This window comes from Duncaniella muricolitica (assembly GCF_910574735.1).
Taxonomy (GTDB): domain Bacteria; phylum Bacteroidota; class Bacteroidia; order Bacteroidales; family Muribaculaceae; genus Duncaniella; species Duncaniella muricolitica.
Genome location: NZ_CAJTCF010000026.1, coordinates 1 through 26,512 on the forward strand (window position 1 = coordinate 1; position 26,512 = coordinate 26,512).

Annotated in this window: 21 protein-coding genes and 1 pseudogene; 7 read left to right on the forward strand and 15 right to left on the reverse strand. The window is 49.3% G+C overall.

The window, feature by feature from the left end; all coding sequences use genetic code 11:
* Positions 1-358 precede the first annotated feature (358 nt).
* From frc to nifJ, 4 genes are all read left to right on the forward strand, one after another.
* Positions 359-1,660 carry a formyl-CoA transferase gene (gene frc / locus QGT73_RS07295; RefSeq protein WP_280121987.1) on the forward strand — a complete coding sequence of 434 codons (1,302 nt, stop codon included), beginning with the start codon at positions 359-361 and terminating at the stop codon, positions 1,658-1,660.
* 159 nt (positions 1,661-1,819) lie between these two features.
* On the forward strand, positions 1,820-3,565 hold the full coding sequence (gene oxc, locus QGT73_RS07300) for an oxalyl-CoA decarboxylase (RefSeq protein WP_280121988.1): 1,746 nt from the start codon (positions 1,820-1,822) through the stop codon (positions 3,563-3,565).
* Positions 3,566-3,692: 127 nt separating this feature from the next.
* Positions 3,693-4,661 (forward strand): AEC family transporter, encoded by a 969-nt coding sequence (locus tag QGT73_RS07305; RefSeq protein ID WP_280121989.1) that lies wholly within the window; start codon positions 3,693-3,695, stop codon positions 4,659-4,661.
* Between the two features lie 117 nt (positions 4,662-4,778).
* Positions 4,779-8,387 carry a pyruvate:ferredoxin (flavodoxin) oxidoreductase gene (nifJ, locus tag QGT73_RS07310; protein ID WP_280121990.1) on the forward strand — a complete coding sequence of 1,203 codons (3,609 nt, stop codon included), beginning with the start codon at positions 4,779-4,781 and terminating at the stop codon, positions 8,385-8,387.
* A gap of 153 nt (positions 8,388-8,540) precedes the next feature.
* Here the strand turns inward: nifJ and QGT73_RS07315 are convergent, their stop codons facing one another.
* The 11 genes and pseudogenes from QGT73_RS07315 to QGT73_RS07360 form a co-directional block, all read right to left on the reverse strand.
* Entirely contained in the window at positions 8,541-9,311 is a 771-nt protein-coding gene (locus QGT73_RS07315; protein WP_280121991.1) for a glycosyltransferase family 2 protein, read from the reverse strand.
* A gap of 134 nt (positions 9,312-9,445) precedes the next feature.
* Positions 9,446-10,516, reverse strand: a complete 1,071-nt coding sequence (locus QGT73_RS07320; protein ID WP_280121992.1) for a glycosyltransferase — start codon at positions 10,514-10,516, stop codon at positions 9,446-9,448.
* A gap of 1 nt (position 10,517) precedes the next feature.
* Entirely contained in the window at positions 10,518-10,784 is a 267-nt protein-coding gene (locus QGT73_RS17495; protein ID WP_425278390.1) for a serine O-acetyltransferase, read from the reverse strand.
* A 274-nt stretch (positions 10,785-11,058) separates the two neighbouring features.
* Positions 11,059-12,108, reverse strand: a complete 1,050-nt coding sequence (locus tag QGT73_RS07325; protein ID WP_280121993.1) for an EpsG family protein — start codon at positions 12,106-12,108, stop codon at positions 11,059-11,061.
* A gap of 60 nt (positions 12,109-12,168) precedes the next feature.
* Positions 12,169-12,324, reverse strand: a pseudogene (locus tag QGT73_RS17500) (DapH/DapD/GlmU-related protein); the annotation flags it as partial.
* A gap of 398 nt (positions 12,325-12,722) precedes the next feature.
* On the reverse strand, positions 12,723-13,853 hold the full coding sequence (locus QGT73_RS07335; protein ID WP_280121995.1) for a glycosyltransferase: 1,131 nt from the start codon (positions 13,851-13,853) through the stop codon (positions 12,723-12,725).
* Between the two features lie 3 nt (positions 13,854-13,856).
* Positions 13,857-14,597, reverse strand: a complete 741-nt coding sequence (locus QGT73_RS07340) for an acyltransferase (RefSeq protein ID WP_280121996.1) — start codon at positions 14,595-14,597, stop codon at positions 13,857-13,859.
* Between the two features lie 13 nt (positions 14,598-14,610).
* A complete protein-coding gene (locus QGT73_RS07345) occupies positions 14,611-15,951 on the reverse strand; it encodes a lipopolysaccharide biosynthesis protein (RefSeq protein ID WP_280121997.1) in 1,341 nt (446 codons plus the stop codon).
* A 357-nt stretch (positions 15,952-16,308) separates the two neighbouring features.
* On the reverse strand, positions 16,309-17,625 hold the full coding sequence (locus tag QGT73_RS07350; RefSeq protein WP_280121998.1) for a UDP binding domain-containing protein: 1,317 nt from the start codon (positions 17,623-17,625) through the stop codon (positions 16,309-16,311).
* A gap of 86 nt (positions 17,626-17,711) precedes the next feature.
* On the reverse strand, positions 17,712-18,263 hold the full coding sequence (locus QGT73_RS07355; protein WP_280121999.1) for a UpxY family transcription antiterminator: 552 nt from the start codon (positions 18,261-18,263) through the stop codon (positions 17,712-17,714).
* 497 nt (positions 18,264-18,760) lie between these two features.
* Positions 18,761-20,314 (reverse strand): Do family serine endopeptidase, encoded by a 1,554-nt coding sequence (locus tag QGT73_RS07360; protein ID WP_280122000.1) that lies wholly within the window; start codon positions 20,312-20,314, stop codon positions 18,761-18,763.
* A 249-nt stretch (positions 20,315-20,563) separates the two neighbouring features.
* On the opposite strand from QGT73_RS07360, the gene QGT73_RS07365 reads away from it, so the two are divergent.
* Both QGT73_RS07365 and QGT73_RS07370 read left to right on the forward strand, forming a co-directional pair.
* A complete protein-coding gene (locus QGT73_RS07365) occupies positions 20,564-21,517 on the forward strand; it encodes a C40 family peptidase (RefSeq protein ID WP_280122001.1) in 954 nt (317 codons plus the stop codon).
* A 58-nt stretch (positions 21,518-21,575) separates the two neighbouring features.
* Entirely contained in the window at positions 21,576-22,886 is a 1,311-nt protein-coding gene (locus tag QGT73_RS07370; protein WP_280122002.1) for a M16 family metallopeptidase, read from the forward strand.
* Between the two features lie 70 nt (positions 22,887-22,956).
* Here QGT73_RS07370 and QGT73_RS07375 read toward each other — a convergent pair whose 3' ends face one another.
* Positions 22,957-23,247, reverse strand: coding sequence for a tetratricopeptide repeat protein (locus QGT73_RS07375; protein ID WP_280122003.1), 291 nt, complete (start codon positions 23,245-23,247; stop codon positions 22,957-22,959).
* 48 nt (positions 23,248-23,295) lie between these two features.
* Between QGT73_RS07375 and QGT73_RS07380 the strand changes: the two genes are divergently transcribed.
* On the forward strand, positions 23,296-24,558 hold the full coding sequence (locus QGT73_RS07380) for a histidine-type phosphatase (RefSeq protein ID WP_280122004.1): 1,263 nt from the start codon (positions 23,296-23,298) through the stop codon (positions 24,556-24,558).
* A gap of 16 nt (positions 24,559-24,574) precedes the next feature.
* Here the strand turns inward: QGT73_RS07380 and QGT73_RS07385 are convergent, their stop codons facing one another.
* The 3 genes from QGT73_RS07385 to QGT73_RS07395 are packed head-to-tail and all read right to left on the reverse strand — an operon-like array spanning position 24,575 to position 26,427.
* Positions 24,575-25,096, reverse strand: coding sequence for a KdsC family phosphatase (locus tag QGT73_RS07385; RefSeq protein ID WP_280122005.1), 522 nt, complete (start codon positions 25,094-25,096; stop codon positions 24,575-24,577).
* Positions 25,097-25,111: 15 nt separating this feature from the next.
* The gene (locus tag QGT73_RS07390; protein WP_280122006.1) at positions 25,112-25,933 is read right to left on the reverse strand and encodes a Rossmann-like and DUF2520 domain-containing protein; all 822 of its coding nucleotides are present in this window, start codon (positions 25,931-25,933) and stop codon (positions 25,112-25,114) included.
* Positions 25,903-26,427 (reverse strand): nitroreductase family protein, encoded by a 525-nt coding sequence (locus QGT73_RS07395; RefSeq protein WP_280122007.1) that lies wholly within the window; start codon positions 26,425-26,427, stop codon positions 25,903-25,905. Before QGT73_RS07395 ends, QGT73_RS07390 begins: the two co-directional genes overlap by 31 nt.
* Positions 26,428-26,512 lie beyond the last annotated feature (85 nt).

Consider the following 26,512-nt stretch of genomic DNA (forward strand, 5'->3'; position numbering starts at 1 on the left):
AAAAAAAAAACAAATATGCAAGTAAAATAATGTTTATTTTCTTGATATTCAATAGCTTTTATGAGCGTCAAATGCGAAGTGATAATTGAACGTTAAGCTGCTATTGTTTCGTCATAATATGAGTACGGCATACCTACCTGAGTAGTTACCTTAATATTCCATTCGAGTTTTATCGGTTACACATACTATATCAGTTCATTAATACCTATTTGTCAACTTTTTCGCATGCATATTGTTCTATCATTAGAAATCGGACGAGACTGCCCGTTTCGACAGACGATAAGATTGTATCATCAATTCAAAAACATATCTCTCCTGCTCTCCCGCATGCAGGAAACTTAAAAAACTTGTTACTATTATGAACAATGCACCTCTCCAAGGAATCAAGGTGATTGATTTCACCGAAGTCCAGTCTGGACCTTCTTGTACACAATTACTCGCATGGCTCGGTGCCGATGTGATAAAGATTGAACGCCCGGGCGTGGGTGATGCCACACGTAAGGAGCTGCAATTTGACCCTGATTGCCCGAGCTATTACTTCCTGCAGCTCAATTCCGACAAAAAGTCTCTTGCACTTGATGCAAAAACTCCCGACGGCAAGGCTATTCTGACCAAACTTATCCAGTCGGCCGACATTTTTATCGAAAACCTGCACCCCGGAGCCATGGATAAACTCGGCTTTGACTGGGAGACTGTACACAAACTTAACCCTAAGTGTATATACGGCACCATCAAGGGTTTCCCGCAGTCATCCAAATACAAAGACCTCAAGGCCTATGAGCCTATAGCCCAGGTGACTGCAGCGGCAGCATCGACCACAGGCTGGTATGACGGTGAATACAATGTGCCGACCCAGAGCGGTGCCGCGCTCGGCGACTCCAACACCGGCATGCATCTTACCATAGGCATACTCGCCGCACTTGTGCAGCGTGAAAAGACCGGCGAGGGTTGTTATGTATATCAGTCCATGCACAACGCTTGTCTCAACCTGTGTCGTATCAAGACACGTGACCAGCTTACTCTTGATAAAATCGGATATCTCACCCAGTTCCCGCAGTATCCCAACGGCAAATTCGGTGATTGTGTGCCCCGTTCGGGCAACATCGAGGGCGGCGGCGTGCTCGGTTGGACCTACAAGTGCAAGCCGGCCGGCGATCTGGACTCGGCCATTGATGCAAACAATTATGTCTACATCATCCTCCAGCGCGGGGCCAAGGACTTTGAGCTGGCATGTCAGGCATTCGGATTTGAGGACTGGCTCACCAATCCTGATTTCAACACGGCCGATGCCCGCGACAAGCACAAGGATGAGATATATCAGCGTATAGGCGCATGGACGGCTGACAAGACCAAATTTGAGGTCACCGAACTTCTCGGCAAGTATGGTGTGCCTGTCGGTCCGGTGCTCTCTACCAAGGAGCTGATGTCGGACGAGTCGCTCTATGACGGCAACACGTTGGTAAAAATCAACCAGGGTGGCAAAATCGGCGAATTTGTCACTGTCGGAGTGCCTTTCACAATGAGCAACTACCAGCCGGTCTACGGTCCGTGCCCCGAGCTTGGCGGCAACACTACCGAAGTGCTCAAGGCTTACGGATATACTGACGAACAAATAGCCGAATTTGCCAAGAACGGCACCACCGCCCCTGTAGCCAAATAGGTCAAACCGCTTATATCAACGTAACAAAGTTTAGGCTTCAAAACCACCTGACTTTATAGAGGGGACAATCAGTCAATTGTCTCGCTGTCCGAGACCGGGATTGACGGTTGTCCTCTCTTTTTATCATTAAACATCATATTCATCCAAAATCAGATTACAATGGCAACACCCAATACCACCCCGGCTCCTGCCGCTCAGGCTCCCCACTATCCTGATCAAGTGACCGGTATGTATGTGCTGGCACGCGCACTCAAGAATGTAGGCATAGAAAATGTGTATGGACTCGTGGGTATTCCTATCACCGAGGCCGCCTATCTCATACAGGGCCAGGGCATACGTTTTGTCGGATTTCGTCACGAACAACAGGCCGGCATGGCCGCAGCTACCGAAGGATTTCTCACAAAGAAACCCGGTGTGCTCATGACAGTGTCATCGCTCGGATTCATGAACGGACTTACAGCAACAGCCAACGCCACGGTCAACTGTTACCCTATGATTCAGATTTCAGGCGCGTCAGATCCGACGATGGTCGACATGAACATGGGCACCTACGAACAGCTTGACCAGTTCAATACAGCCAAGCCGGTAGTCAAAGCCGTATTTCGCTGCAGCAAGGCCGAGGATATCCCCTCAGCCGTAGCCCGTGCATACAGAGCGGCAGTATCGGGCCGCCCCGGTGGCGTATATATCGACATGACCACCCCCGCTCTCGGCCAGATAATGAACCGTGAGGATGCCGAGAAGCTGCTTTATCAGCCTGTCGACGTCTATTCGCCAGTAGCTCCCAACCAACAGTCGGTCGACCGTGCCGTCGAGATACTGTCTTCAGCCAAGCGTCCGGCCATTCTGCTCGGCAAGGGTGCGGCATATGCTCAGGTAGATGACAAAATCAAGACTCTTGTCGAGAAGTATAACATTCCCTATCTGCCAATGTCCATGGCCAAGGGTCTTATGCCTGACGCCGGACCGCTGAGCGCGCTGTCATGCCGCTCGACTATCATGAAAGAGGCAGATGTGGTGATGGTAATCGGAGCACGCCTCAACTGGATGCTATCGTTCGGCAAGGGCAAATGGAATCCGGCCATAAAGTTCATACAGCTTGATGTTGAACCCCAGGAAATCGATGTGAACGTGCCTATCGCCGCACCTGTGGTCGGCGACATGGGGCTCGCGCTCGATGCAATCCTTGCCAAACTCGAGGGCAAGACCATGAGCACCGATCCTGCATGGCTCACTTCGCTACAGGCCGAAACCAAAGAGAAAAACGCCAAGTTCAGCGCGCGGCTCCAAGCCAACAAGGATGCCTCGCCAATGGATCACTGGACCGCCATCGGAGCCATCAAGCCTATACTTGAAAGCAATCCCGACATTATTCTTGTCAACGAGGGTGCAAACACGCTTGACGACACCCGCGATGCTGTAGACATGTCGCTGCCGCGTCACCGAGTAGACTGTGCCACATGGGCCATCATGGGTATGGGCATCGGTTCGGCCATCGGAGCTGCAGTCGCAACCGGCAAGCAGGTGGTAGCCGTCGAGGGTGACTCGGCTTTCGGATTCTCGGGAATGGACTTCTCGACAATATGTCGCTTCAATCTGCCGGTAACAGTGGTCATACTCAACAACGGCGGTATATATAACGGTATCGGTGTGCCTCTCGACAAGACATCCGACCCGGCACCGACAACTCTTGACATACATGCCCGCTATGACAAACTCGGTGAGGCTTTCGGAGCCAAGACCTATTATGTCACCACCCCCGAACAGCTCACCCAGGCCCTCAACGAGAGTATCGCAAGCAAGAAGCCGAGTCTGATTGATGTGCAACTTGCAGCCGATTCGGGCAAGGAATCCGGCCACATCGGATATCTCAACCCGGCTCCGCTCCAGGACATCACAGTATAGGCCCTTACTACAAGGGGGCGAGAACACTCTTTGACCGACGCCATCTTCTCAATAATCGCAGACGTCAGTCACTCTCGCCCCCTCTCCTATTCTCTCCATCTATTCATTTTTTATCACCCCCTACATTATGGAACACATTATTCTATATGCAATCGTTCCTATCATCGTAGTCATGCTTGCAGGCTACATCTCGGGAAAGAAGGGAATTTTTACGGGCGATGACTCGAAAAAATTCAACAAGGTAGTGCTTGACTATGCACTTCCTGCCGCACTGTTCGTCTCCATCGTGCAGTCGACACGCGAGATGCTGGCACGCGACATCAAACTGTCGCTCATCTCACTGTTCGGTATCATGGCCTGCTTTATGGTCGTGTACTATGTATTCAAAATGTTTAAGAAAAACACGGGTGCCGATGCAGCCATTTCGGCCCTTATCAGCGGCTCGCCTACCATCGGCTTCCTCGGATTTGCCGTTCTGGAACCTATCTTCGGCACCACACCTTCGGTGGCTCTCGTGGTTGCGATTGTCAGCATCGTGGTCAATGCCGTCGGCATCCCTGTAGGTCTGTCGCTCATGAACGCATCGCTCGAAAAGCAGCAGCCCGGCTCGACCAAGAAGCAGAGCGCGTGGATACCTGTGCTCCACGCTCTCGAACAGCCGGTAGCCTGGGCTCCTATTCTCGCTGTGATATGGGTGCTCGTCGGCATACCCTGGCCGGCCTGGGCAAGTCCGTCATTTGACCTTATAAAAGGAGCCAACGCCTCAATGGCCGTATTCTCGGCGGGTATAACACTGTCGTCTATCAAGGTTCAGATCAACTGGCAGGCAGTACTCGGTTCTATACTCAAGATGGTCATGATGCCGGCCGTACTTCTCATACTCGGTCTCGTATTCCACATGGATCCGACCAACCTCAAGATGCTCGTTGTAGCCGGTGCGCTTCCTCCCGCATTCTCGGGTATTATCATCGCCGACGAGTACGACACCTATGTCGCTACCGGCACCTCTTCACTGACGCTTTCAGTAATATTGTTTATCGGATTCTGCCCGTTGTGGTTGTGGATAACCGACCTGTGTGTGGGCGGCGGATTCTGATTACCGACATAGATTTCATAGATTGTGGAATGTTGAATGGATTGGCCGTTGGATAGCAGCCGTGTCCATTTCGACATTCCACATTTTCATCTTCAACAAAATTACACATTCGACATTATGAAAAAAGAGATACTTGACGGATGCACCGCGGCGGCACACGTGGCCTACGCGCTGAGCGACGTTGCGACAATTTATCCCATCACTCCGGTCGCCTCGATGGGCGAGACAGCCCAGAAGTGGGGCATGGCCGGACGTCGCAACCTCATGGGGCAGGCTCTGGAAGTAAGGGAGATGGAGAGTGAACTCGGAGCGGCCGGTGCAGTCCACGGCGCACTGGCGGCCGGTGCTCTGGCCACGACCTTTACCGCCTCGCAAGGACTGATGCTGATGGTGCCTAACATGTATAAGATAGCCGGAGAACTGCTGCCCGCAGTGTTTCATGTGGGGTGTCGCTCGCTTGCCACCCACGCGCTGTCGATTTTCGGAGACCATCAGGATGTGATGGCATGCCGCGCCACCGGATTTGCCATGCTTGCCTCAGCCTCGGTGCAGGAGACCATGGACCTTGCGCTCGTGGCACACCTCGCCGCCATCGACGGTTCGCTCCCGGTGCTGCACTTTTTTGACGGATGGCGCACATCGTCCGAGATGAATACTATCTCGGTGATTGACTATGACACCATGCGCCCGCTGGTCAACTGGGATAAAGTCAAGAGTTTCCGCCGCCGAGGCATGAATCCGGAGCATCCCGACCTGCGCGGCTCGGCCCAGAATCCCGACGTGTATTTTCAGAACCGCGAGGCGGCCAACAGGCTTTATGACGCTTTTCCGGCCATCGTCCAGGCTGCGATGGACCGTGTAGGCAATGCCACAGGCCGTCATTATCATCTCGTGGACTATCACGGCGCGCCCGACGCCGACAGAGTGGTTGTAATCATGGGGTCGGGAGCCGATGTGGTAAGCGAAACCGTCGATTATCTCAACAAGGAACGGGGCTACAAGACAGGCGTTATAAAGGTGAGACTCTACAGGCCTTTCCCCACCGAGGCCTTGCGTGCAGCACTACCTCCGACAGTCAGGACAGTCGCCGTCATGGACCGCACCAAAGAGCCGGGCGCGCAGCACGAGCCATTATGCGAGGACGTGAAGTCGGCCCTCTACGGATATGCCCCGCAGGGAGTGCAGCCAAAAGTCATCGGCGGACGCTACGGCCTGTCGAGCAAAGAGTTTGACCCCTCGATGGTAAAAGTCATATTTGACGAAATGGCCCGGCCGACGCCCAAAGAGACATTCACCGTAGGCATCAATGACGATGTGACCCATCTGTCGCTTGACGTGTCCGAAAGCATCGACACATCGACAACTGCCGGCACTTATCAGGCAATACTCTACGGTATAGGCAACGACGGCACCGTGGGTGGCACCAAGCAGGTAGCATCCATACTCGGAAATACTCCCGGCGTATATGCCCAGGCCTATTTCAGCTACTCGGCCAAGAAGTCGGGCGGCTACACCATATCTCAACTGCGCATCGGTCACTCACCGGTCACCTCGGCCTACAGCATCAAGGACGCCGACTATGTGGGGTGTCACAAGGCGTCATACGTACACCGTTTCTCCATGCTCGACAATATACGTGACGGTGGAGTGTTTGTGCTCAACTCGCCATGGACTCCCGAGCAGATGACCACCCGTCTGCCTCTCGCCATGCGCCGGCAGATGGCTGAGAGACATGTGAGGTTCTACAACATCGACGCCGACGCCATAGCCGCAAAGGTGGGCATGCTGCCGAGAATCAACATGCCGATGGAGACCGTGCTGTTATATCTGAGTGAAATAATCCCGTTTGACATCACCTATCCTCAACTTCAGGAAAAAATCAAGACGACCTACATACACGAGGGTGGCGAAGTGGTGGAGCGCAACCTGCAAGCCATAGAGATGGCTGTCGACGCACTCCAGAAGATCGATTACACAACCATCGAGGGGTGGACCACGACCGTCGACTCGCAGCCATCCCCCACCCCACACATCTCCGACCCACGGCTTAAGGATTTCATACTCAACATCCACACACCGTGCATCCACGGACACGGCGACAGCATTCCCGTCTCGGCCTTCTCGCCCGACGGTACCATGCCGATGGGCACCACCGCCTATGAACACCGGCGCATAGCCACGCGGGTGCCCGTATGGGACGCCGACAAATGTGTGGAGTGCACCGAATGCAGTCTTGTGTGTCCTCACGCAGCCATACGCCCCTTCCTGCTTGACAAGTCAGAAGCCGAAGCCGCACCCGACGGACTCATATGCAAGGATGCTCACGGCTCGCCCGCACTGTCGGGCTACAAGTTCAGGATACAGAATTATACCGACGACTGCCTCGGCTGCTCGTCATGCTCGCTCATCTGTCCGGGCCATGCCCTGACCATGACCCCCGTCAGCCGGGTGGCCGACTCGGAGCGTCAGCATCTCGAATGGCTTCGCGCCAATGTCACGCCCAAGGACACGCTGCTGCCGGCGGCCACAGTCAACGGCTCGCAGTTGCGCACACCGTGTCTGGAGTTCTCGGGCGCATGTGCCGGATGTGGCGAAACCCCTTACGTCAAGCTGCTCACCCAGCTCTTCGGGCCACGGTTGCTCATAGCCAACGCCACAGGATGCAGTTCCATATGGGGTGCCAACTATCCCTCCAACGCCTACTGCACCGACCGCACGGGCCGCGGGCCGGCGTGGGGCAATTCGCTCTTCGAGGACAACGCCGAGTATGGTTTCGGCATGCTTGTATCAATGAAGCAACGGCGCGCACGCGTCGAGATGATGGTGCGCGACATGATTGACTCCGACAAGACCATGCCCTATCTCAAGGCACCGCTTCAGGCATGGTATGACGCCAAGGACGACCCCGAGCTTTCGGCCTCGACAGCCTCTCAGCTCGTGGCGATGCTCAGTCCGGTGCGCGACGCCGCCCCGCAATATGCCGAGCTGCTCGAGTGTGCCGACATGCTCGCCGTAAAATCGGTATGGGCCATAGGCGGCGACGGCTGGGCCTACGACATCGACTTCGGCGGACTGGACCATGTGCTTGCCTCGGGCGAACCGATCAAGATTCTCGTCATGGACACCGAGTGTTACTCCAACACCGGCGGCCAGACCTCCAAAGCCACACCGCGCTCATGTGTCGCCAAATATTCGGCCGACGGCAAATCGACCCCCAAAAAGAATCTCGGCCGCATGATGATGACCTATGGCAACGTCTATGTGGCTTCGGTAGCTCTCGGAGCCAACTATCAGCAGACCATCGACGCGCTCGTCGAGGCCGAACGCTATCCCGGCCCGGCCATAGTCATAGCCTACTGTCCGTGTATCAACCACGGCATACGTCCGGGACTCGGCCACTCCATCATCGAGGAGCGTCGTGCCGTCGAGGCCGGCTATTGGCCGCTCTATCGCTTCAACCCTGAGGCCTATGCCCGCGGGGAGGAACCGCTCACCATCGACCGCCCCATTCCCGGCCCTGACAACAGCGGCTCCAACGGCTCGACACCGGCCACGACCTCTCCCTCGTTCAAGACCTCCGAGCCTGTAAGTGACACCCGACAATACACCGACGCGGAGGACCGTTACATCGACCTCAACATGATTTCGCCCGAGCGTGCCGCCCTGCTCCGCCCCCTGCTCCAGCAAGATTGCGACCGCGAGACCCGCGCCCTCGGGAAGATTTAACCCCCTGAGTGGAGATACATAAGGACAAAAGTCTCACAAGAAACAAAAGTTTTTTAAGCTGTCAGGGCAATCATTTATTTACCCCTATAACTTAAAAAATTTTTGTCCCTTGTGAGACTTTTGTCCTTATGTATCTCCTCCCTTATGTATCGGTCAGAGCGCGATTTTGTCTCTGATGCGCTCGCAGATTTTACACATATATCGCATCGACTCGAGCATACAGTTGGAATACACCCCATTGACCTTATAGGCCATCATATGGTCGTGATATATCTGCTTGTGGCTGCTCAGCCCCGAGGTCGACGCTCCGCCCGTGCGCATTGTGACGAAAGTCTTGGGAATATACCTGGTCTTGATATTATTGACAAATATCAGCCTCAGCAACTGCTCGAAATCGGCAGCAATCTTAAAGCGCAGGTCAAACATCCCGAGACGCATATACACACTTCTGCGACAGTAGAATGACGGATGGGCAGGCATGAAGCCGAGGCGCATCTTCCAGCGGCTGAACGATGCGGAACTGTAACGGCGCACCATCTTTTTGAGGTCGTGGGGATGGACATAACACACGTCGCCATACACGGCATCCACCCCTCCCGATTGATAATTTTCTGCGATAGAGGCCAATACATCGTCAGAGGTGTAGAAATCGTCAGAATTGAGCAGCCCCACCAGCTCGCCGGTGGCGCGGGCGATGCCCTTGTTCATCGCGTCATATATGCCGCGGTCGGGCTCGGAGTGCCACTTCAACCGCCCGTTATATCGAGGCTCATACTCACGAAGTATGTCCAAAGTATTGTCAGTCGAACCGCCGTCAACAATAATATGCTCATAATCATCATATGTCTGAGACAAGACACTCTCCAGAGTATCCCTTAGAGACTCACCGCTATTGTAAGTAGCAGTGACGATAGATATTTTCATAAATTGATGTTTTAGTCGTGAGAAATAACAGTGTCAGATTTGTAGAAAAAGCTATATCACACTATACCACACACTATATTCTGTATAACGTCTATAGCTGAATTATTGGAAGTCGGGAATAAAATTAGCTGAAATCAATCATTAAATTTACTCTGAATAAATTTTTGTAGGTTTTGTATAACCGTTTCTGAGGAAAACAACTTATCAAAAACAGCCAAAGAATGACAATTAATTTTTGTGTCATCCAATTGGCCAATTGCATCTATGTAACAATCGGGTGTATCACATAAATAACCAATCTTAGAATAGTATTCTGGAGGAACACCCATTAATGCCTCTTTTGAACCAATAATCGTTTTACCATAACGAAGAGCCTCTATCGTCTTGGTTTTTGTTCCAGAGCCTGATAATATCGGAGATATGATAGCAGATGCATTTGCATAATATGGGTCTAAATTATCAACATAGCCTAAGAGCTCTACATTTTTAGGCAAGTATACATCTTTAAACGCGTTACAAATACCGCCTATAATTTTAATTTTATTTTGTATGTATGGTGCCACATTTTTAAAAAACCATTCAAGGCCCTCTTTATTTGCCCAAAAATTTGAGCCAACAAACATTAAATAGGGTTCAATTTTATCATTGGCAAGTTTTTCCAAATAATCCGCATTTATACTATTAAAAGATGTAGGCATTATCAAATCGCCATCAGTCCCATATAATTTTCCTAATTCATTTGAATCTCGTTCATTCAACAAGACCCGATGTGTAGCATTCCGAGTTACATATTTCTCCGCGTAATGTATATATGGAACAAAAAATTTATCTAACAATGAACCAGAAGCCAATGCTTTTGCTTTATAAAACGACAATTCCACATTATGATAAAAACATATACTTGGAATATTTTTTTCGTTTGCCAATTTGATAAAGCTGCAATCACAAGACCCATCAAACCAAATAAAATCATACTTGTTCTCAGAGATCAGAGTTTTGAACCGTCTTATCAGATTATTTGTCGCTCCATAACTTTGCCTTAAAATCATATTTTTGGCTAATGTCACTAATGCGGCTTTGGGCTTGATAAGCTCATCGACGGATGTACATATTTGTCTTAAAAACTCGACATTCCTTTTTGTGACAATGCCTCCACCATCATTACTCATTGCCTCATAATCCCGAGACACAAACAACGCCTTCATATTATTTAATTATTACTCTATTTGGGTTTCCTACCGATGTGGCATCTTTAGGTACATCTTTTATAACAACAGTCCCCGCTCCTATTTTTGCATTATCACCAATTTTTACAGGGCCAACTATACTTACGTGCGGACCAATCCACACATTATCGCCTATCTCAGCAGTCCCGTCAGGCGTATTCCCAATTGATAAAAATTGATGTATCTGACAATAATTCCCAATTTTCGCATCAGGGTTTATTACAATCCTACAAGGATGCCATATTATAAACCCCTAGCCAATCGATGTTGTCGTAGGTATGTAAACACCATACGCCCTCGATAGTCTATAATGCATGATTTTTGCAACAATACGAAAGATATTGGGATTTGAGGCCAATCTGAACCAAAACAAATATGTAAATGATTGCGTCAATCCTGTCAGAGCACTAAAAATCAAGCCTATATTACTATCGAATTTCTTATATGGGCAAACATTCCAATCACTTTTTATCAAAGTCCAGGTTGACCTAATATCTTGAAATAGTCTCATAATATCAATTTTATTGAATCAAAACACACTTGTAAGGAACCAAGCCGCTTGACGACAACTTCGTCCCAGCCTCCGAAATACTTAGATACACAAAAAAGTATGATACTAATATTAACACCGCCAAATTGATTAAAAATTTTCGTTCTCTGAATATTCTCAATGACGGCAATAAAATAAATATCATAAATATAATATAGTAAGAAAAAATTCGAGTGAAAACACTTGACACTCCAACTGAAAATACTCCTACGCAACCAACCATTGAAACTACCGAATAAAAGAAGCACTGACGTTCAATATCATTCCATCTTTTGTATGACCGATATACAAACAATAGATACATCGCAAGGATTAAATAGACAAATATGATCTTACCACCAAATGAATCATTCATTTTTAAATATACATCATATTTTGACATATCAAAAAACGATAACTGCTCAAGAACCGCTCCTGCAGAAATCATACATACTATAGCCACACCTGCAGCAATACATATATGTTTAAAATCCAGTTTTTTTCGATAGAAATAGCCGAGATACAAGAATATAAGCACAACCGCAGAAGAGTGTAAATGTACCGCAATTAGGAATGTGACTATTGAAGCAAATAATCTATGTCTTTGAATCAAAGCAAATGTCAAGATGCCAAAAGACATTGCAATAGCCTGTCTTATAATTGAAAATGAGTCTAGATAAAAACCTTGCCAAGTAACATATACAAATAATACCTGTACCTTGCGAGTTTTATCCAGGCCTAATACGTCCAGACTAAAATATAACACAAGGTATGTTATAAGATTAGGCAGAGCGATTGCAATATGAGGAAAGTTCAAAGCATGGGCATATCGAAATAATTCTCGCCAAATGAATGAATATCTGCTATGTTCCGGATTATTCCAAAATTTAGGATTGTTGACCGTATCTACATACATCATATAGTCCCATCCTGTATCATAACGCAGAACAGAGAACGCAATTATAACTATTAGCATCCCAATTGGACTCTTCTTATAATAAAATGCCAATATGAGAATTATGAATATTATATAGGGAATCATAATTGATTTATTCTATGTAAACCACGGATGAAAATTCAAATTATATTTCAATTGATTATTTCGCGTACCAATTACTTTAGCCGGACAACCAGCTACGACACTATAAGGAGGAACATTTTTTGTAACAACAGCCCCCGTACCTATAACAGCCCCCTGCCCTATTGTAATTCCAGGCATGATAGTTGCCCTTGCTCCAATCCATACATGATTTTCTATATTTACAGGCTTACAGAATGTTGAATGAGACTCATCTGATATATCATGTGTACAACTCCATATTATAACATCTCTGGCTATATCCACATTATCAGATATAAATATACCGCCACGTCCATCCAAAAGAGTACCTTTATTGATAACACTATTTTCACCAATTGAAATTCTATGAGGAGACATAAACTCTACGTTTCGCATGACAAACGCTCCTCGGCCAAAATGTTTTAATGCTATCTTTAACAAAGTCCATCTTATACACTCAAATGGCATCCACATCACTATTGAAAATACAAGATGATATAAACCATATATCCAGGATTTCATAATATCATTCATAAATAATCTTAAATAAATCTGACATCATACTAATAAAACATTTAATATGCCAATTATATATTTTAATCAGCAAATATAACATCAATGAAATGTTCTACGCTATTCTCTTTTGCATAGTCGCAGGATATCAGACATTTATTAAATTCTGTTATTGCCTTTGCTATATTTTCAGGATTTACTTTACTTATTGTAATCCCAAGCTTATTATCCTTTATTAGCTCTCCGATAAGCCCATCTCCAGGCCCAATAACAGGCTTACGGTGTACAGCAGCATATCCCAAAACGCCACTTGATTGACTTGTATGTGTATAAGGTATCAATAAGCAGTCTGCCGTACGACATAATGAATGAATATACTCAAATGAACAAAACTCATCTCTAATAAATATATCAGCACCATTCGTACGAGCTATATCTATAAGTCGGTAAAAATCATCATATATTTCTTGACCAACGCGACCCGCAAAAATAAATTTCTTATCGGCAAGTTCCCCTTTTGTCATCAAGCATAATGCCTTTAGTATTTCAAGCGTACCCTTTCGTTTTTCCATTGCGCCAAAATGAAGAAATACTTTTTTATCTGGACTAATGCCCATATCTGAACGTAAATCAGTAATATCGGCTAAGTCTATTTGTGATACAGGATCAGGCAAATTAATAAATTTATTTGTATGATATATCTCGTTTAATGCATTCATGCTATTCGGATCGTTTAGAATGAACACCTTAGACATTGATCTATTATGGGACATAACCCAATATCTGAATTTATCAATCAGACCTCGAAGTCCATTCTTAGGCGCACGAAGATATATATTATATATAATACCGGAAATCTTAATTTTTGACGATAAAATAAGCGGCAGGAATGGAATTGCACCGGCTAAAGTAATCAAAAATATTTCATTAACCTTATATTCAAGAGCGATTCTCCGAATCATCTTAGACAATTTCCATGATTGAGCCAACATCGACCCAGTCTCGATTGCCTTACATGCAGAATCATCAAGCATTACAAATTTAACATTCTCTGCTTCAGGCCATGAACATTTGCCTTTCATCCTCGACCATTCCTCATGAGGCACAGCAAAGACAAATTCGCAGTCAAGCCTACCCACCGCACCATTATACAGGTGTTGCAGATATTCCAGATGATGTCCCGACAAGGACGGCTCGAAAATGAGTACACGCATCTATTATTCTTTTATTGAGCAGCAATCCGCAACTTTACGCATACGGACCAACATATCTTTATATTCAGTTGCGTGGCTGTCGGGCATGCCTGCTATACCGATACTTCTTTTCCCGCTGTAGTATTGAGTAAAAAGTTCCTCAAGCTGTTCACGAGACATTCGTTCCTGTTCAGGATAAAGAGCTTTTTCATGCTCTATTATCTGTTCAATGGTAAAAGCAGAAGCTATAACTTTAGCCGGACAACCCACCGCTATCGCATATGGCGGTATTTTTTTATTCACAATGCTTCCGGCTCCGATTATCGCGCCACGTCCTATTTCAGCACCAGGCAACAAAGTACAATTAACACCTATCCACACCGCTTCGTGGACTGTTATATCACGACATTTATCATTTACATGATTTGTTCCGGATATTATTTGCGGTAATCCAACAGTCGGTATATGCCCATCTGTAACGACTGTGCAATTCATCGCTATAGTCGAATATTTCTTCAAATGAAACTTACCTTTAACACCCAAAAAAGTAAAATTCTTACGAATTTTTGTATACGGGCCAATATCTATTAATGAATAATCTGAAATATCAATAGGCAGTTCAAATATGACCGACTCATGACATCTATCTTTATTAGCCCTGATTTTCACGTACGGATTTATATATTTTCGCTTTATATCTTTATAAAACAAAATCCATGCTAAAACCGACGGACAATGATTTCGTAAAAACCGTTTTAGACTCATGATTAAATGATATTTATTTGTTCCAAACAGTATTTCTCACACCATTTAGCAACATTCTTATCTGTGTAGTAAACACTATGGCATAACCAATATTTATAAGAATTATAGACCATACAACACCTATGCCTCCAATATATCGTCCAATAAACAGTGACAACGGGATATGAAGTATCATGCCCAATAGCGTTACATATGTCTGGACCTTTACCGTGCCAATTCCATTTATAAGAATAACTTGAAGACTGTCCCAAGCATGTATTATAAGATATATCCCAACCGAAATAGTCATTGACCATGGAACAAGAGATGTGTTCTTAATCCAGATTTTATAGGCAACAGGAGAAAAGGCCACCATTAATGCGACACCGGCCATCATCAATAAAACCATTTTACTCATTTTACGATATGTCCTCTTCATCCAATCGTAATCTCCTTTTGCATATGCATCAGTGTAAGCGGGCCATAACGGTCCGAGAAGAATACTCAACAGCATAGTCCCGACACTCAAATACTTGTATGCGATATTATATGCTGTCACTTGTTCAGCAGATGACACATTGGAAATCAATATATTTGTCGCCTGATATACAACCACAACCTGAATCTGTATTATGAAAAACTTTGCGCCCAAGTTAAAAAGATGGCCGATACAACTTTTATCAAAATAACCCGGGGCAGGTGACACCTGCTTCAAGTCAGTGCGAAACAATATCAAGGAGGATATTATCAATACGATAGCAGGAATGTATGAAATCGCTTCTGCAAGATTTATAAGCGAAGGCGGAACAGTCCTTGTAAGAATAAAAATTACAATTACCGATAAGGTATTTCCAAGTACGGGGAAAAGACTTGATATCGCTGTTCTCTGATAAGCTGCCAAAATGGCTGTAATCGTATTAAATATCATTTGCAAAGCAAAGCAAAAGACAAGAATACGCATTACAGCAATCAACTGTCCATTAAACTCGGACGAAACATTCAAAAAACCGCTCCAGTCAACCACCGGAACCAACAATTCCAAAATAATTGTGAGAGGCACAAATATTGCAAACATCATGCCATAAGTGGTTGAAACCAGCTTTTTACCTCTTACATAATCTCCTTCGGCAAGGGCTTCTGCCAATTTATTCTTTAAACCAAGGGTAAATCCGACATCAAAAAAATTCAACCATACAATAACAGATGATACAGTCAGCCAAATACCATATATTTCCGGAGATAGATAATCCATCGTCATCGGAACAAGAATCAGCGAAATCAGTATGCTCCAACCTTTTATCAAGATTGAACCGATTGCATTTTTCTTAACTTTTGCAGTTCGCTCGCTTCCTTTAAATAATTTACGAATATCCATTCGCATTGATGATTTCAGAGTGCTTTTTACAACTCAATCAAGACTTTATTCGGTCTATCTGACTGTCTATATCTTTTATATTAATGAAACGCCTGAAAGCAAGATATACCGAGCCTCGCATAAATAAGTCTCCAATATTTATTGACGTAATGAATAATTTCTTTTTATGCCTTTCAATGAACGAATCCACTTCCCCAACATCACTTGTCGAGATGCAGTGAGCATCCATACCGGTAACGGAATGGATACGTTGCTTCGTCTCGTTATTCAAAGTGAATCCTTTCATTCTGTTACAATCCTGAAATTAATCATTATAGCGAATCTTCGGAATATTATGAATCAAATCCTATTCAAATTTCAATCCCTGCTAAATAGGTCGCGGGTGTAGACTTTGTCTTTTACATCTTCGAGGTCGGGGGAGGTGCGGTTGGCGAGGATGGCGCGGGAGAGACGTTTGAACTCGGCGAGGTCGTTGACTACGCGTGAGCCGAAAAATGTGGTGCCGTTTTCGAGAGTCGGTTCGTAGATGATGACTGTCGCGCCTTTGGCTTTGATGCGTTTCATGACGCCCTGGATGGATGACTGGCGGAAGTTGTCGGAGTTGCTTTTCATCGTGAGACGATATACTCCGATGGTACATTCCTGCTCGGGGGCTGAGCCGTAGGCGTTTTGCGAGGTGTAGTCGTAATATCCCGCCATACGCAGCACGCGGTCGGCGATGAAGTCCTTGCGTGTGCGGTTGCTCTCTACGATGGCCGACATCATGCACTGGGGCACGTGGGCATAGTTGGCGAGGAGCTGCTTGGTGTCTTTAGGCAGACAGTAGCCGCCGTAGCCAAAGGAGGGATTGTTGTAGTGTGTGCCGATGCGTGGGTCGAGGCCGATGCCTTCGATTATGGCCTTTGAGTCGAGGCCTTTGACTTCGGCATAGGTGTCAAGCTCGTTGAAGTAGCTCACGCGCAGGGCGAGATAGGTGTTGGCAAAGAGTTTGACGGCCTCGGCTTCTTTCATGCCCATGAAGAGTGTGGGGATGTCTTGCTTGATGGCTCCCTGCCGGAGCAGCGAGGCGAAGGTCTCGGCGGCACGACGCAGGCGGGGCAGGTCGGCTATGCTCTCGATGACCTGGTTTTCGGCTGCAAACTCGGGGCCTTCGAGGGGTTTGGGCGAGCCTACGATGATGCGCGAGGGGTAGAGGTTGTCATACAGGGCTTTGCTCTCGCGAAGAAATTCGGGCGAGAAGAGGAGTTTGAATTCCTTGACGCCCTGTGAGGCGTATTTCATGTAGAGCGAGCGGCAATAGCCTACGGGGATGGTCGACTTGATGACCATGACGGCGTGGGGGTTGACCTGCAACACGAGGTCGATGACTTCCTCGACATGCGAGGTGTCGAAATAGTTGCGCACGGGGTCGTAGTTGGTCGGGGCGGCTATGATTACAAAGTCGGCGTCGCGATAGGCCGACGCTCCGTCGAGGGTGGCTGTGAGGTCGAGCGGTTTTTCGGCGAGATATTTTTCGATATACTCGTCCTGAATGGGCGACTGACGGCGGTTAATCATCTCAACCTTTTCGGGGATTACGTCGACGGCTGTCACATGATTGTGCTGAGCCAGAAGTGTGGCTATACTCAAGCCTACGTAACCGGTGCCGGCTACGGCTATACTATATTTTTCCATAAAGTGATGTGGGGATTTTTAAAACAAGAGATATTGGAAAGTGTGGGAGAGAGGACGAAATGGAAGGTTGGAGCTACGGCTCATTGTCAGACGAGCTGGATGTACTCAGGCTCTATCTCTACGGCGGCCGTGATGAGGCCTGTGAGATTGACGAGCAGACGTTTGGTCTTTGAGCCGCGCACTTTGAGCAGGTTGCCCTCATAGCCGTCAAGCGGACCTCCGACGATGCGAATGCGGCGTCCGCACATTTCGGCCGAGACCTCTTCGGGCATATAATATCGGGGATCGGCCGAGGAGGATACGGCCGAGATAAACATACGCATGTCGGCTTCCCTCACCACCATCGGGGTGGCCTGCAAGCCGCGCACGTAGCGATATTGCAGCGAGGGGATGCGTCTCAGATGAGGGTCGAAAATCTCACGTGTGGTGTTGATAAACAGGAGATCGGACAATACGGGGATGCGACGTCGAGTGCGGGAGCCGTCATTATGATGGACAACTTCCCAGCGCATGGGAGTGAACACCTCATAGCCGGCTTCGAGGAGCTGCTCGTAAGCTGTCTGACGGGCGTTGGCACGACGCATGTCGCGTAACACGTACCATCGCGGCTTGGATGCATTGTCTTGATTCTGCTCCATCAATCTATCGGACAGGATATACTTCTGACTCCTGCCCGACCGTCTATCATTCGCTTTGTCAAGCAGTTACGCAGGCCCATCACAAAAGTTGGCTTTTCTATGAGACCTATATTCCCTCTATTATAAATCTCCCGGTTCATTGAAACGAAAGGTTTGCGTGAGTTTGCACGCTCAATGGAATTAACGTTTAAACGCACACAAAGTTAGACAAATTGTGCGGATTTTGCAACACTTATTTCTTATATGGCTGATTATAACAGCCTTGCATGACAACTTTTTTCGCGCACTCACAATGCCACTTGTAACAATAGTCAGAGCCGGGGAGGTCATCACGACCGGCCCGGCTCTTGTTTGTGTAATCTATTATTTAACCTTTACTTTAATTTATCACATTATCAATCATTAAAGTACTCATGTGGTCATTACTCTGTCGAGGAGAGCGGAGAGAGGAGAATGAGCCACGGGAGAGAGGAGAATGATGTGAGTGTGGTGAGGCGTCACTCGCCTGCGAGGTCGATGGCATAGATGCCGCGCTTGCCTGTGGGATATACTCCGCGGACTATCATCTCACGATCGCCTTCGCGTCTCTTCATCAGTGATTCATATACCTTCTCGACATCCTCGGGACCGTCAATGCTGTAGTTGTTGATGGAGCGGATGATGAATCCCGATCTTACACCGGCATCACGCATGAATCCGTCCTTGAGGTCTACCACCTGCGCGCCGCCCGAGAGTCCGAGCTGCTTGAGGGTGGCTGCGGGCACTTTTTTGAACGCGCATCCGAGGTCGGCAAATTCCGCCGCTTTTGTCATCGTGGTCGTGCCCTGATTGTTGAGAAGTTTAAGGTCGACATTCTGAGTCTTGTTGTCGCGCACAAATGTCACCTTTATCACATCGCCGGGGCGATATTTGGCCAACTGTTCCTGAAGCTCTGCCACTTTGCCGGTGCTCACGCCGTTGATGGCGGTTATCACGTCGCCTTCGAGTATACCCGCTTCCTTGGCCGAAGAGCGGTCGTTGACTGTGCTTACATATACACCCTTGGTCACTGCTGTAATGCCTTTCTCTTTGGCCAACTCTGACGTAAGGTCACCGATGGCTACGCCGAGCACTGCTCGCTGCACTGTGCCATACTGACGCAGGTCGCTGACAATTTTCTTGACTATCGAGGTGGGGATAGCAAACGAATAGCCGGCATAATTGCCTGTCTGGCTGTATATGGCGGTGTTGATGCCTATAAGTTCGCCGTTGAGAGTCACGAGCGCGCCGCCCGAGTTGCCGGGATTGACAGCCGCGTCGGTCTGTATGTATGACTCGATGCCCATCTTGGGCTGTGGGCCGCCACTGTGGATGCTGCGTCCTTTGGCCGACACGATGCCGGTGGTCACTGTGGATGTGAAGCCAAACGGGTTGCCCACGGCGAGCACCCACTCGCCCACTTTTAGCCGCTCGCTGTCGCCCATCGGTATTATGGGCAGGTCGGTGGCGTCAATCTTGATGAGCGCGAGGTCGGTCACAGGGTCTTTGCCTATGACAGTCGCGTCAAACGTGCGGTTGTCGTTGAGAGTCACTTCCAGACGCTCGGCCTCGTCGATGACGTGGTTGTTGGTCACGATATAGCCGTCCGAGCTGAGTATGACACCCGAGCCGAGTCCCATCTGCTGCTCTTCCTGCTGCTGACGGCGGGGCTGCTGACGGTTGTTGCCGCCGGGCGAGCCGAAGAAGTATTCAAAGAACGGGTCGTTGAAAAATCCTCCTCCGCCCGAATAGCCGCCGGAACTGTTGCGCGGGGTGGCATAGCTCTTGATGGAGACCACACCGTTGATTGAGCTTTCGGCCGCCTGTGTGAAATCGGTTGCCGCAGCCGCAGGCGACATGCCCACTGTATATAGCCTTCCACCCGCACCGCCGTTATAGTCGGCTTCGGTGGCCGCAGATGAGAAATCGTCGCCACGAGATGTAAGGGCCTCCTTCATTACGCCGGCTGTGACAGCCGAGCTGAGCACTGCTGTTCCTGCTGCGAGGAGGATAATCTTGCTTGGAAATTTCATAATGGTGTCCTATTAATGATAGTGGTTGGTAAAATTCGTATTTTTTCTCGTTTGTTATTTTGGTGAGGAGATGTGGTGAACTTTGTGACTCCTTACACTCTTATGACGGCAAAAGGCGTGCAAAGTTACACGCCGGACAGCGAGTTTAAACAATTTTAATAGGATATATCCCATTTTAAGGAATATTTACGAGAAGTGTGTAATCGAGATTATCTCATTCCCGAAACAAATGTTTAACTTTGCATTATTATGTTAAAGAAGTCCGTCACACATCTGTTTATAGTGTCAGTCGCAGCGGTCATTTTGACAGCATGCGGCTCATCAAGGTCGACAGGCTCGACAGGCAGCTACAAGCCGGCCGAGCTGTCTTGGCCGTCCCAATCAGAGACCGCCGCCATGGCTCCGCAGTCACAGGCCCTGCTGTCGGCGGCTCACGAATGGCTCGGCGTGCCCTATAGATATGGCGGCAACGACCGCAAGGGTATCGACTGCTCTGGACTGGTATTGCAGGTCTACAAAGACGCACTCGGCATCAAGCTACCCCGCAACTCGCGTGAACAGCACGACTACTGCACAGCCATCGCGAAGGGAAGCCTCACACCCGGCGACCTTATATTCTTCGCCACAGGCAAAGACAAAAAACGCGTGTCACACGTGGGCATATTTATCGGCGACAACCTCATGATACATGCATCCTCATCCAAGGGGGTAATACTCAGCGACATCAATTCGCAATACTACTCCCGCACCTATGCCGGCTCGGGTATCGTCGACCAATATCACGCCATGCTCGGCACTCCATCACGCAATCCGCGGAAAGGAATAAAACCACAGAAACCAGACAGACCGCATCAGTCGCAGGAGGGCCCTGTGATACACATTTCTCAGTCCGAATCGCTCGCCGGGAGTGGCTACACACTGACGCCGGTTGAGCAACTTCCGGCCAAAGCCGACACTATCTCGCAACAAACAAGCGTCCCGGCCACGACTACCGCGACAACTACTACAACTACCGCAGCATCTACAACCACTACGGCAACATCCTCAACAACCACTACGGCAACATCCTCAACAACCACATCGACGACTGCCACCGCCACACCGGTCAAGGTCGCGACAGTGTCAGCCGACCCGCAGCCTGAGCCTACACCCGAAGAGGCCCGTGCCGCCGTGCTCAAAGCCATTAAAGAAAAAGACCTCTGACGACACACCATACTTTGCGTCAGAATCACTTCTTACAATATTCACACCCCTGAATTACATGAATCCCGACATAATCAGCGAAACCATCGACCGCACCACGGCTCCTATTGTCCATGACATGGGACCTCTCTCCCTTCCCGATGACAAAATTGTCACCCTTCAAAACGGCATCAGCCTTCACCTGCTAAGCGGAGGTGACGCCGAGGTGAGCCGTATCAAGATACTCCTGCCCGGAGGCATAGCCGAGTCGCCCGTTCCACAACTCTATCAGATGGCCAACTCTCTGCTGCTCGAGGGCACACACACCCACCCGTCCGATGAACTGGCCGACATACTCGAATATAACGGCGCATGGAGCGGCGTAGACACTTCCACCCACCACTCGTCGCTAAGTCTCTACTGTACTAACGACACATATCACACACTACTCCCCCTCGTCAGAGAGATGGTGACATCTCCTGCTTTTGAAGACGAGCCGGTGGCCAACGCTCTCCGTGCCGAGGCCGCTCGTCTCGATGTAGAAAACCATAAAGTGGCCTATCGTGCCGCTTGCGCCATACGCACTCTTGTCTACGGCCACAATCATCCGCTCTCGGCAGTGCCGCGCCCCGAACAGTTGCTCGACATCACGCCTTCCGCGCTGCGAGAGGCTCACGAAAAACGTCTCGATCCAAAAGGTATACATATATATCTTAGCGGACGGCTATCCGACAGCATGATCAGCGATACCGAACGAATGTTCTCGACCATTCCGGCACGTGAGGAGTTTACGCTCCCGCGTCTGCAATTTCCCACACACACCGAGGGCGGCCGTGTGCATGTCGAGATGCCCGACTCGCTGCAAAGCGGCGTGCGACTCATCATCCCGGCCATCGGACGCATCCATCCCGACTATGTGCCGTTGCGCATGGCGGTCATCGCACTCGGCGGATACTTCGGCAGCCGCCTCATGCTCAACATTCGTGAGGAAAAAGGTCTTACCTACGGCATAACAGCCTCATTGCTTGGCTACAAACACAGCGGCTTCATATCCGTTTCTTCCCAGACCGACCCGTCGACAGTCGACATGCTTATCGAGGAGACTGTCAAGGAAATCGAACGCATGAAAAATCCGGCGTCATACACACCCGACGAGGTAACACGTTTGAGCCGTTTTGTGCTATCCGAACTGGCCGGAGTGCTTGACACCCCGTTCTCGCGAATGGATTTCCTTCAGACCCGGATTACCGCCAACGCACCCGCCGGATATTTTGCCATGCAGGAACAGGCCGCCCGAAGCCTCTCTCCCGAGAGTCTTGCCGAGATGGCCGAAAAATACTTCAATACCGAATGTCTGTTTATCGCGACAGCCGGCAAATCACAAGTCTGATGAACGAAACAGGCGCATAAGAGGTTATAAATGATATAACAGCGTCAGTCTCACAGCCCGACTGCCGACATCAGGGATTGTAAAGATCCGGATTGAAAAACGCCTCGACGTCACGCGCTTGTTCCAACGCGATGACAGCAGGGCCGCCAGGGTCAAGAGCCGAAGCCTTTGTATAGTCGGATGTCGCATCGGCACGACGGCCAAGACGCCAGTAGAGCTTGCCCCGGCGGAAGTAAAGGTCGGAAAGCAGCCTGCTATCAGACGTAGCGTCAACATCGGCCATCATAAGCGAAAGCCTGCCGACAGCCTCATCCAGACGGCCTGAAGAGACAAGCCGCTCTATATCTTGAAGATTATGCATATTTGCTGATATTTAATACAAAACTAAACAAAAACCTCGTAATATACAATGCGTAAGGTAATATTTATACTCTGCTCAATTGCTTTGGGTCTCGCTGCCACAGCCGCCGACCCGACAGCTACCCATTACAGCTACACCGAGTGTCAGGGCTCGGCCATGCCCTACCCTGTCCCCGACCAGGCTCCGCGCGCCATTCCCGACTCACTGACTCCGGTCTTTGTCAATCACATGAGCCGTCATGGAGCGAGGTTTTTGTCGTCAAGCAAATACACGTCAACTCTCTCTCGCTATCTTGGCCGGGCCGACAGCCTCCACACCATCACTCCTGCCGGCCGCGAACTGCAAAAGCTCTGTAACACCATAGTGCGCAACACTGCCGGCCGATGGGGCGCGCTCGATTCGCTCGGCATGGCCGAACAGAGAGGCATAGCTTCGCGCCTGCACATATTGGTGCCGTCACTGTTTATCGACACCAAAGTCAATGCCATATCGTCATACGTTCCGAGATGTGTAGCATCGATGGATGAATTTACCCATCAGCTCACGCGACTCAACAACCGTGTGGAAATCTACTCGGCCTCCGGCCGTCAGAACTCGCCGCTCGTCCGCCCTTGGACTCACGACAAGGATTACAAGGAGTATATCGACAGTAAGCAGTGGCATGAAGTATATGACAGCTTTGTAGATGCCACCACACCTGTTTCAGTCGCAAAAAAAATTCTCGGCGACAAATACCCCTTCGCTCCGGGCGAGGCTCAGGACGTTTCGCTCGTCGTATATAAAGTGGTGGCCGGATGTGCGGCGATGGCGATTCCGGCCGATGCCTCAAAATATATGACTATCGAGGAATATAACGCCCTCTGGAGCATCGAGAATCTGCATCACTACCTCACCCACTCAGCCTCGACTCTCTCTCAGGCCCCGATGGACATGGCCTCGGCTCTCCTCTCCGACATGATGGAGACTATGGACCAGGCAGTCAAAGGGTCTAACGAATATGCCGTGATGCTGCGCTTCGGACATGCCGAGACCATGATGCCGCTGCTCGCGCTAATGCGCCTGCCGGGATGCTACTATATGACAAACTATTTCGACACTGTCGGACTTCACTGGCGTGACTTCCATGTGGTGCCGATGGCTTCAAACCTCCAGATGTTTCTCTTTAAATCAAAGAGCGGCCGATACTATGTACGCGTGGATCTCAACGAAGTGCCTGTTCCGCTCATTCCGGGCCGCAGCGACCTTTACACACCCTGGGAAAAAGCCAAGGAATATATGACACGCTGCCTGCCCCTCTATCTTCAGCCTTGACGTCTACAGCGGGAGATTACCATTCAAAGGCCTTCTCTCCCATCCATTCCCCTCGGGCCGAAAGTATCTGCGACAGGATGTCACGCGCCACTCCCTGACCGCCGCAGCATGGCGATATATAACGTGCCTCGGCCTTGGCTTCGACCGACGCGTCACGCGGAGCGCAAGGTAATCCGACCATACGCATTGCCAGAATGTCGGGTATATCATCGCCCACATAAGCCACTTTGTCAGGTGTCAGTCCTCGCGCCGCCATCCACTCTTCGAGCATAGTCTTTTTATGCACGACGTGAAAATGGACATCCTCGATGCCCAATGAACGATAAGCCGGAAGCATCGACAGGTCACGTGCTCCCGATATGACAGCAATCCTGATGCCACATCTGATGGCATATTGTATGGCATAGCCATCCTTGACATTGGAGTGACGCTGCAATGTGCCGTCCTCTCGCACGGCCACTGTCGACGCTGACAACACTCCGTCCATATCAAACACCACACCGTCTATCGACGCAAGGTCATAGTCAATCCTGCTCATGCCTGAACTCCAATTCTAAACTTGTAAACTCCTTTTATATATTGCCTCCGAAAGCTGCCTGTATATATCGGCCAGCCCGTCGGGAAGCATTGAGGCATGACGCTCCACCACCTGACGGTCGCCACGCACGGCGGGACCGGTCTGCCCTGCCGCCGGCGAGCCTTCCATCGCCTTGCGCATGGTCTCGCGGATGAGCGGATAGAGCACATCAAGCGACAGTCCGTCGGCCTTGAGCAAATCGTCTGCCACCGTAAACATATAATTAGTGAAATTACATGCAAATACAGCCGCGATATGCATGCGTCTGCGCAAGTCTCCGTCGGCATAATGCACCGAGCGCGACATTGCCTCGGCCATAGCCTTTATGCTCGCGGTCGTCTCGGGAGAACTCCCCTCGATAAATATCGGCACCTGAGCCATGTCGACCGCAATACGTCTGGAAAAAGTCTGTAAAGGATAAAACACACCATACCGCTCCGACATCCCTGCCAGAGTTTCCATCGGCAACGAGCCTGACGTGTGAAGCCACAAGGCATCATTCCTGATGCCACATCGCTCCATCGCATCCTTGACCGCCGCGAGCACTTCGCCAACAGCATGGTCGACGAGACTCACCACATATATATCGGCATCGGTGATTATGCGTGAGGCATCGGTAATCGCAGTTGCCTTGGCCAACCTGTCGCACAGTGCAACGGCCGAACTTTCAGAGCGCGAATATACCTGACACACTCTGCCCACTCCACATGCCTCCATGGCCGGAGCAAGATGCGAGGCTACATTTCCGGCCCCGATGAATACGATTCTCACCAGCGTCCTATGTGAACGTTCTCCCATTTCAGTTTCTCGGTATCCTGCGGTTTTCTTATCTCATCAGCATGACCGAAAGTAACTATGCAGAGCACCGAACAAGTCTCCGGTATGCCAAGTGTCTCCTGCACGAACTGGTCGGCGGGAGTGCCGTCAGCCGTAAAGCGGCCATACACCTGCACCCAGCAAGAGCCGAGTCCGAGCGATGCGGCCTGAAGCTGCATATATGACGCAGCGACCGAAGCGTCCTCCATCCAGGCCTCCGACTTAGTCGAATCGACTGCCACGACAATGGCCAACGGGCATCGCGCCACCGAGACAGCACCTGCAGGCTTGCACCCACCAAGCACTTCGAGTGTGGCTTTATCCTCGACTGCCACAAGCTGCCATGCACGCGCGCTTTTGGAGGTGGGAGCCAAAAGGGCCGACTCAAGTATGAGTTTCACATCCTCGGGCGAAATCGGCTCGTCGGTATATTTACGTATCGAACGACGGTTGATAATCAGTTCATGAAAATCCATAATCGGTATATTGTATTAATATCGCACAAACTCAGGTAAAAAATCGGCCAAAACGGCCGCGCCTTATAACCTTATAACCTTATAA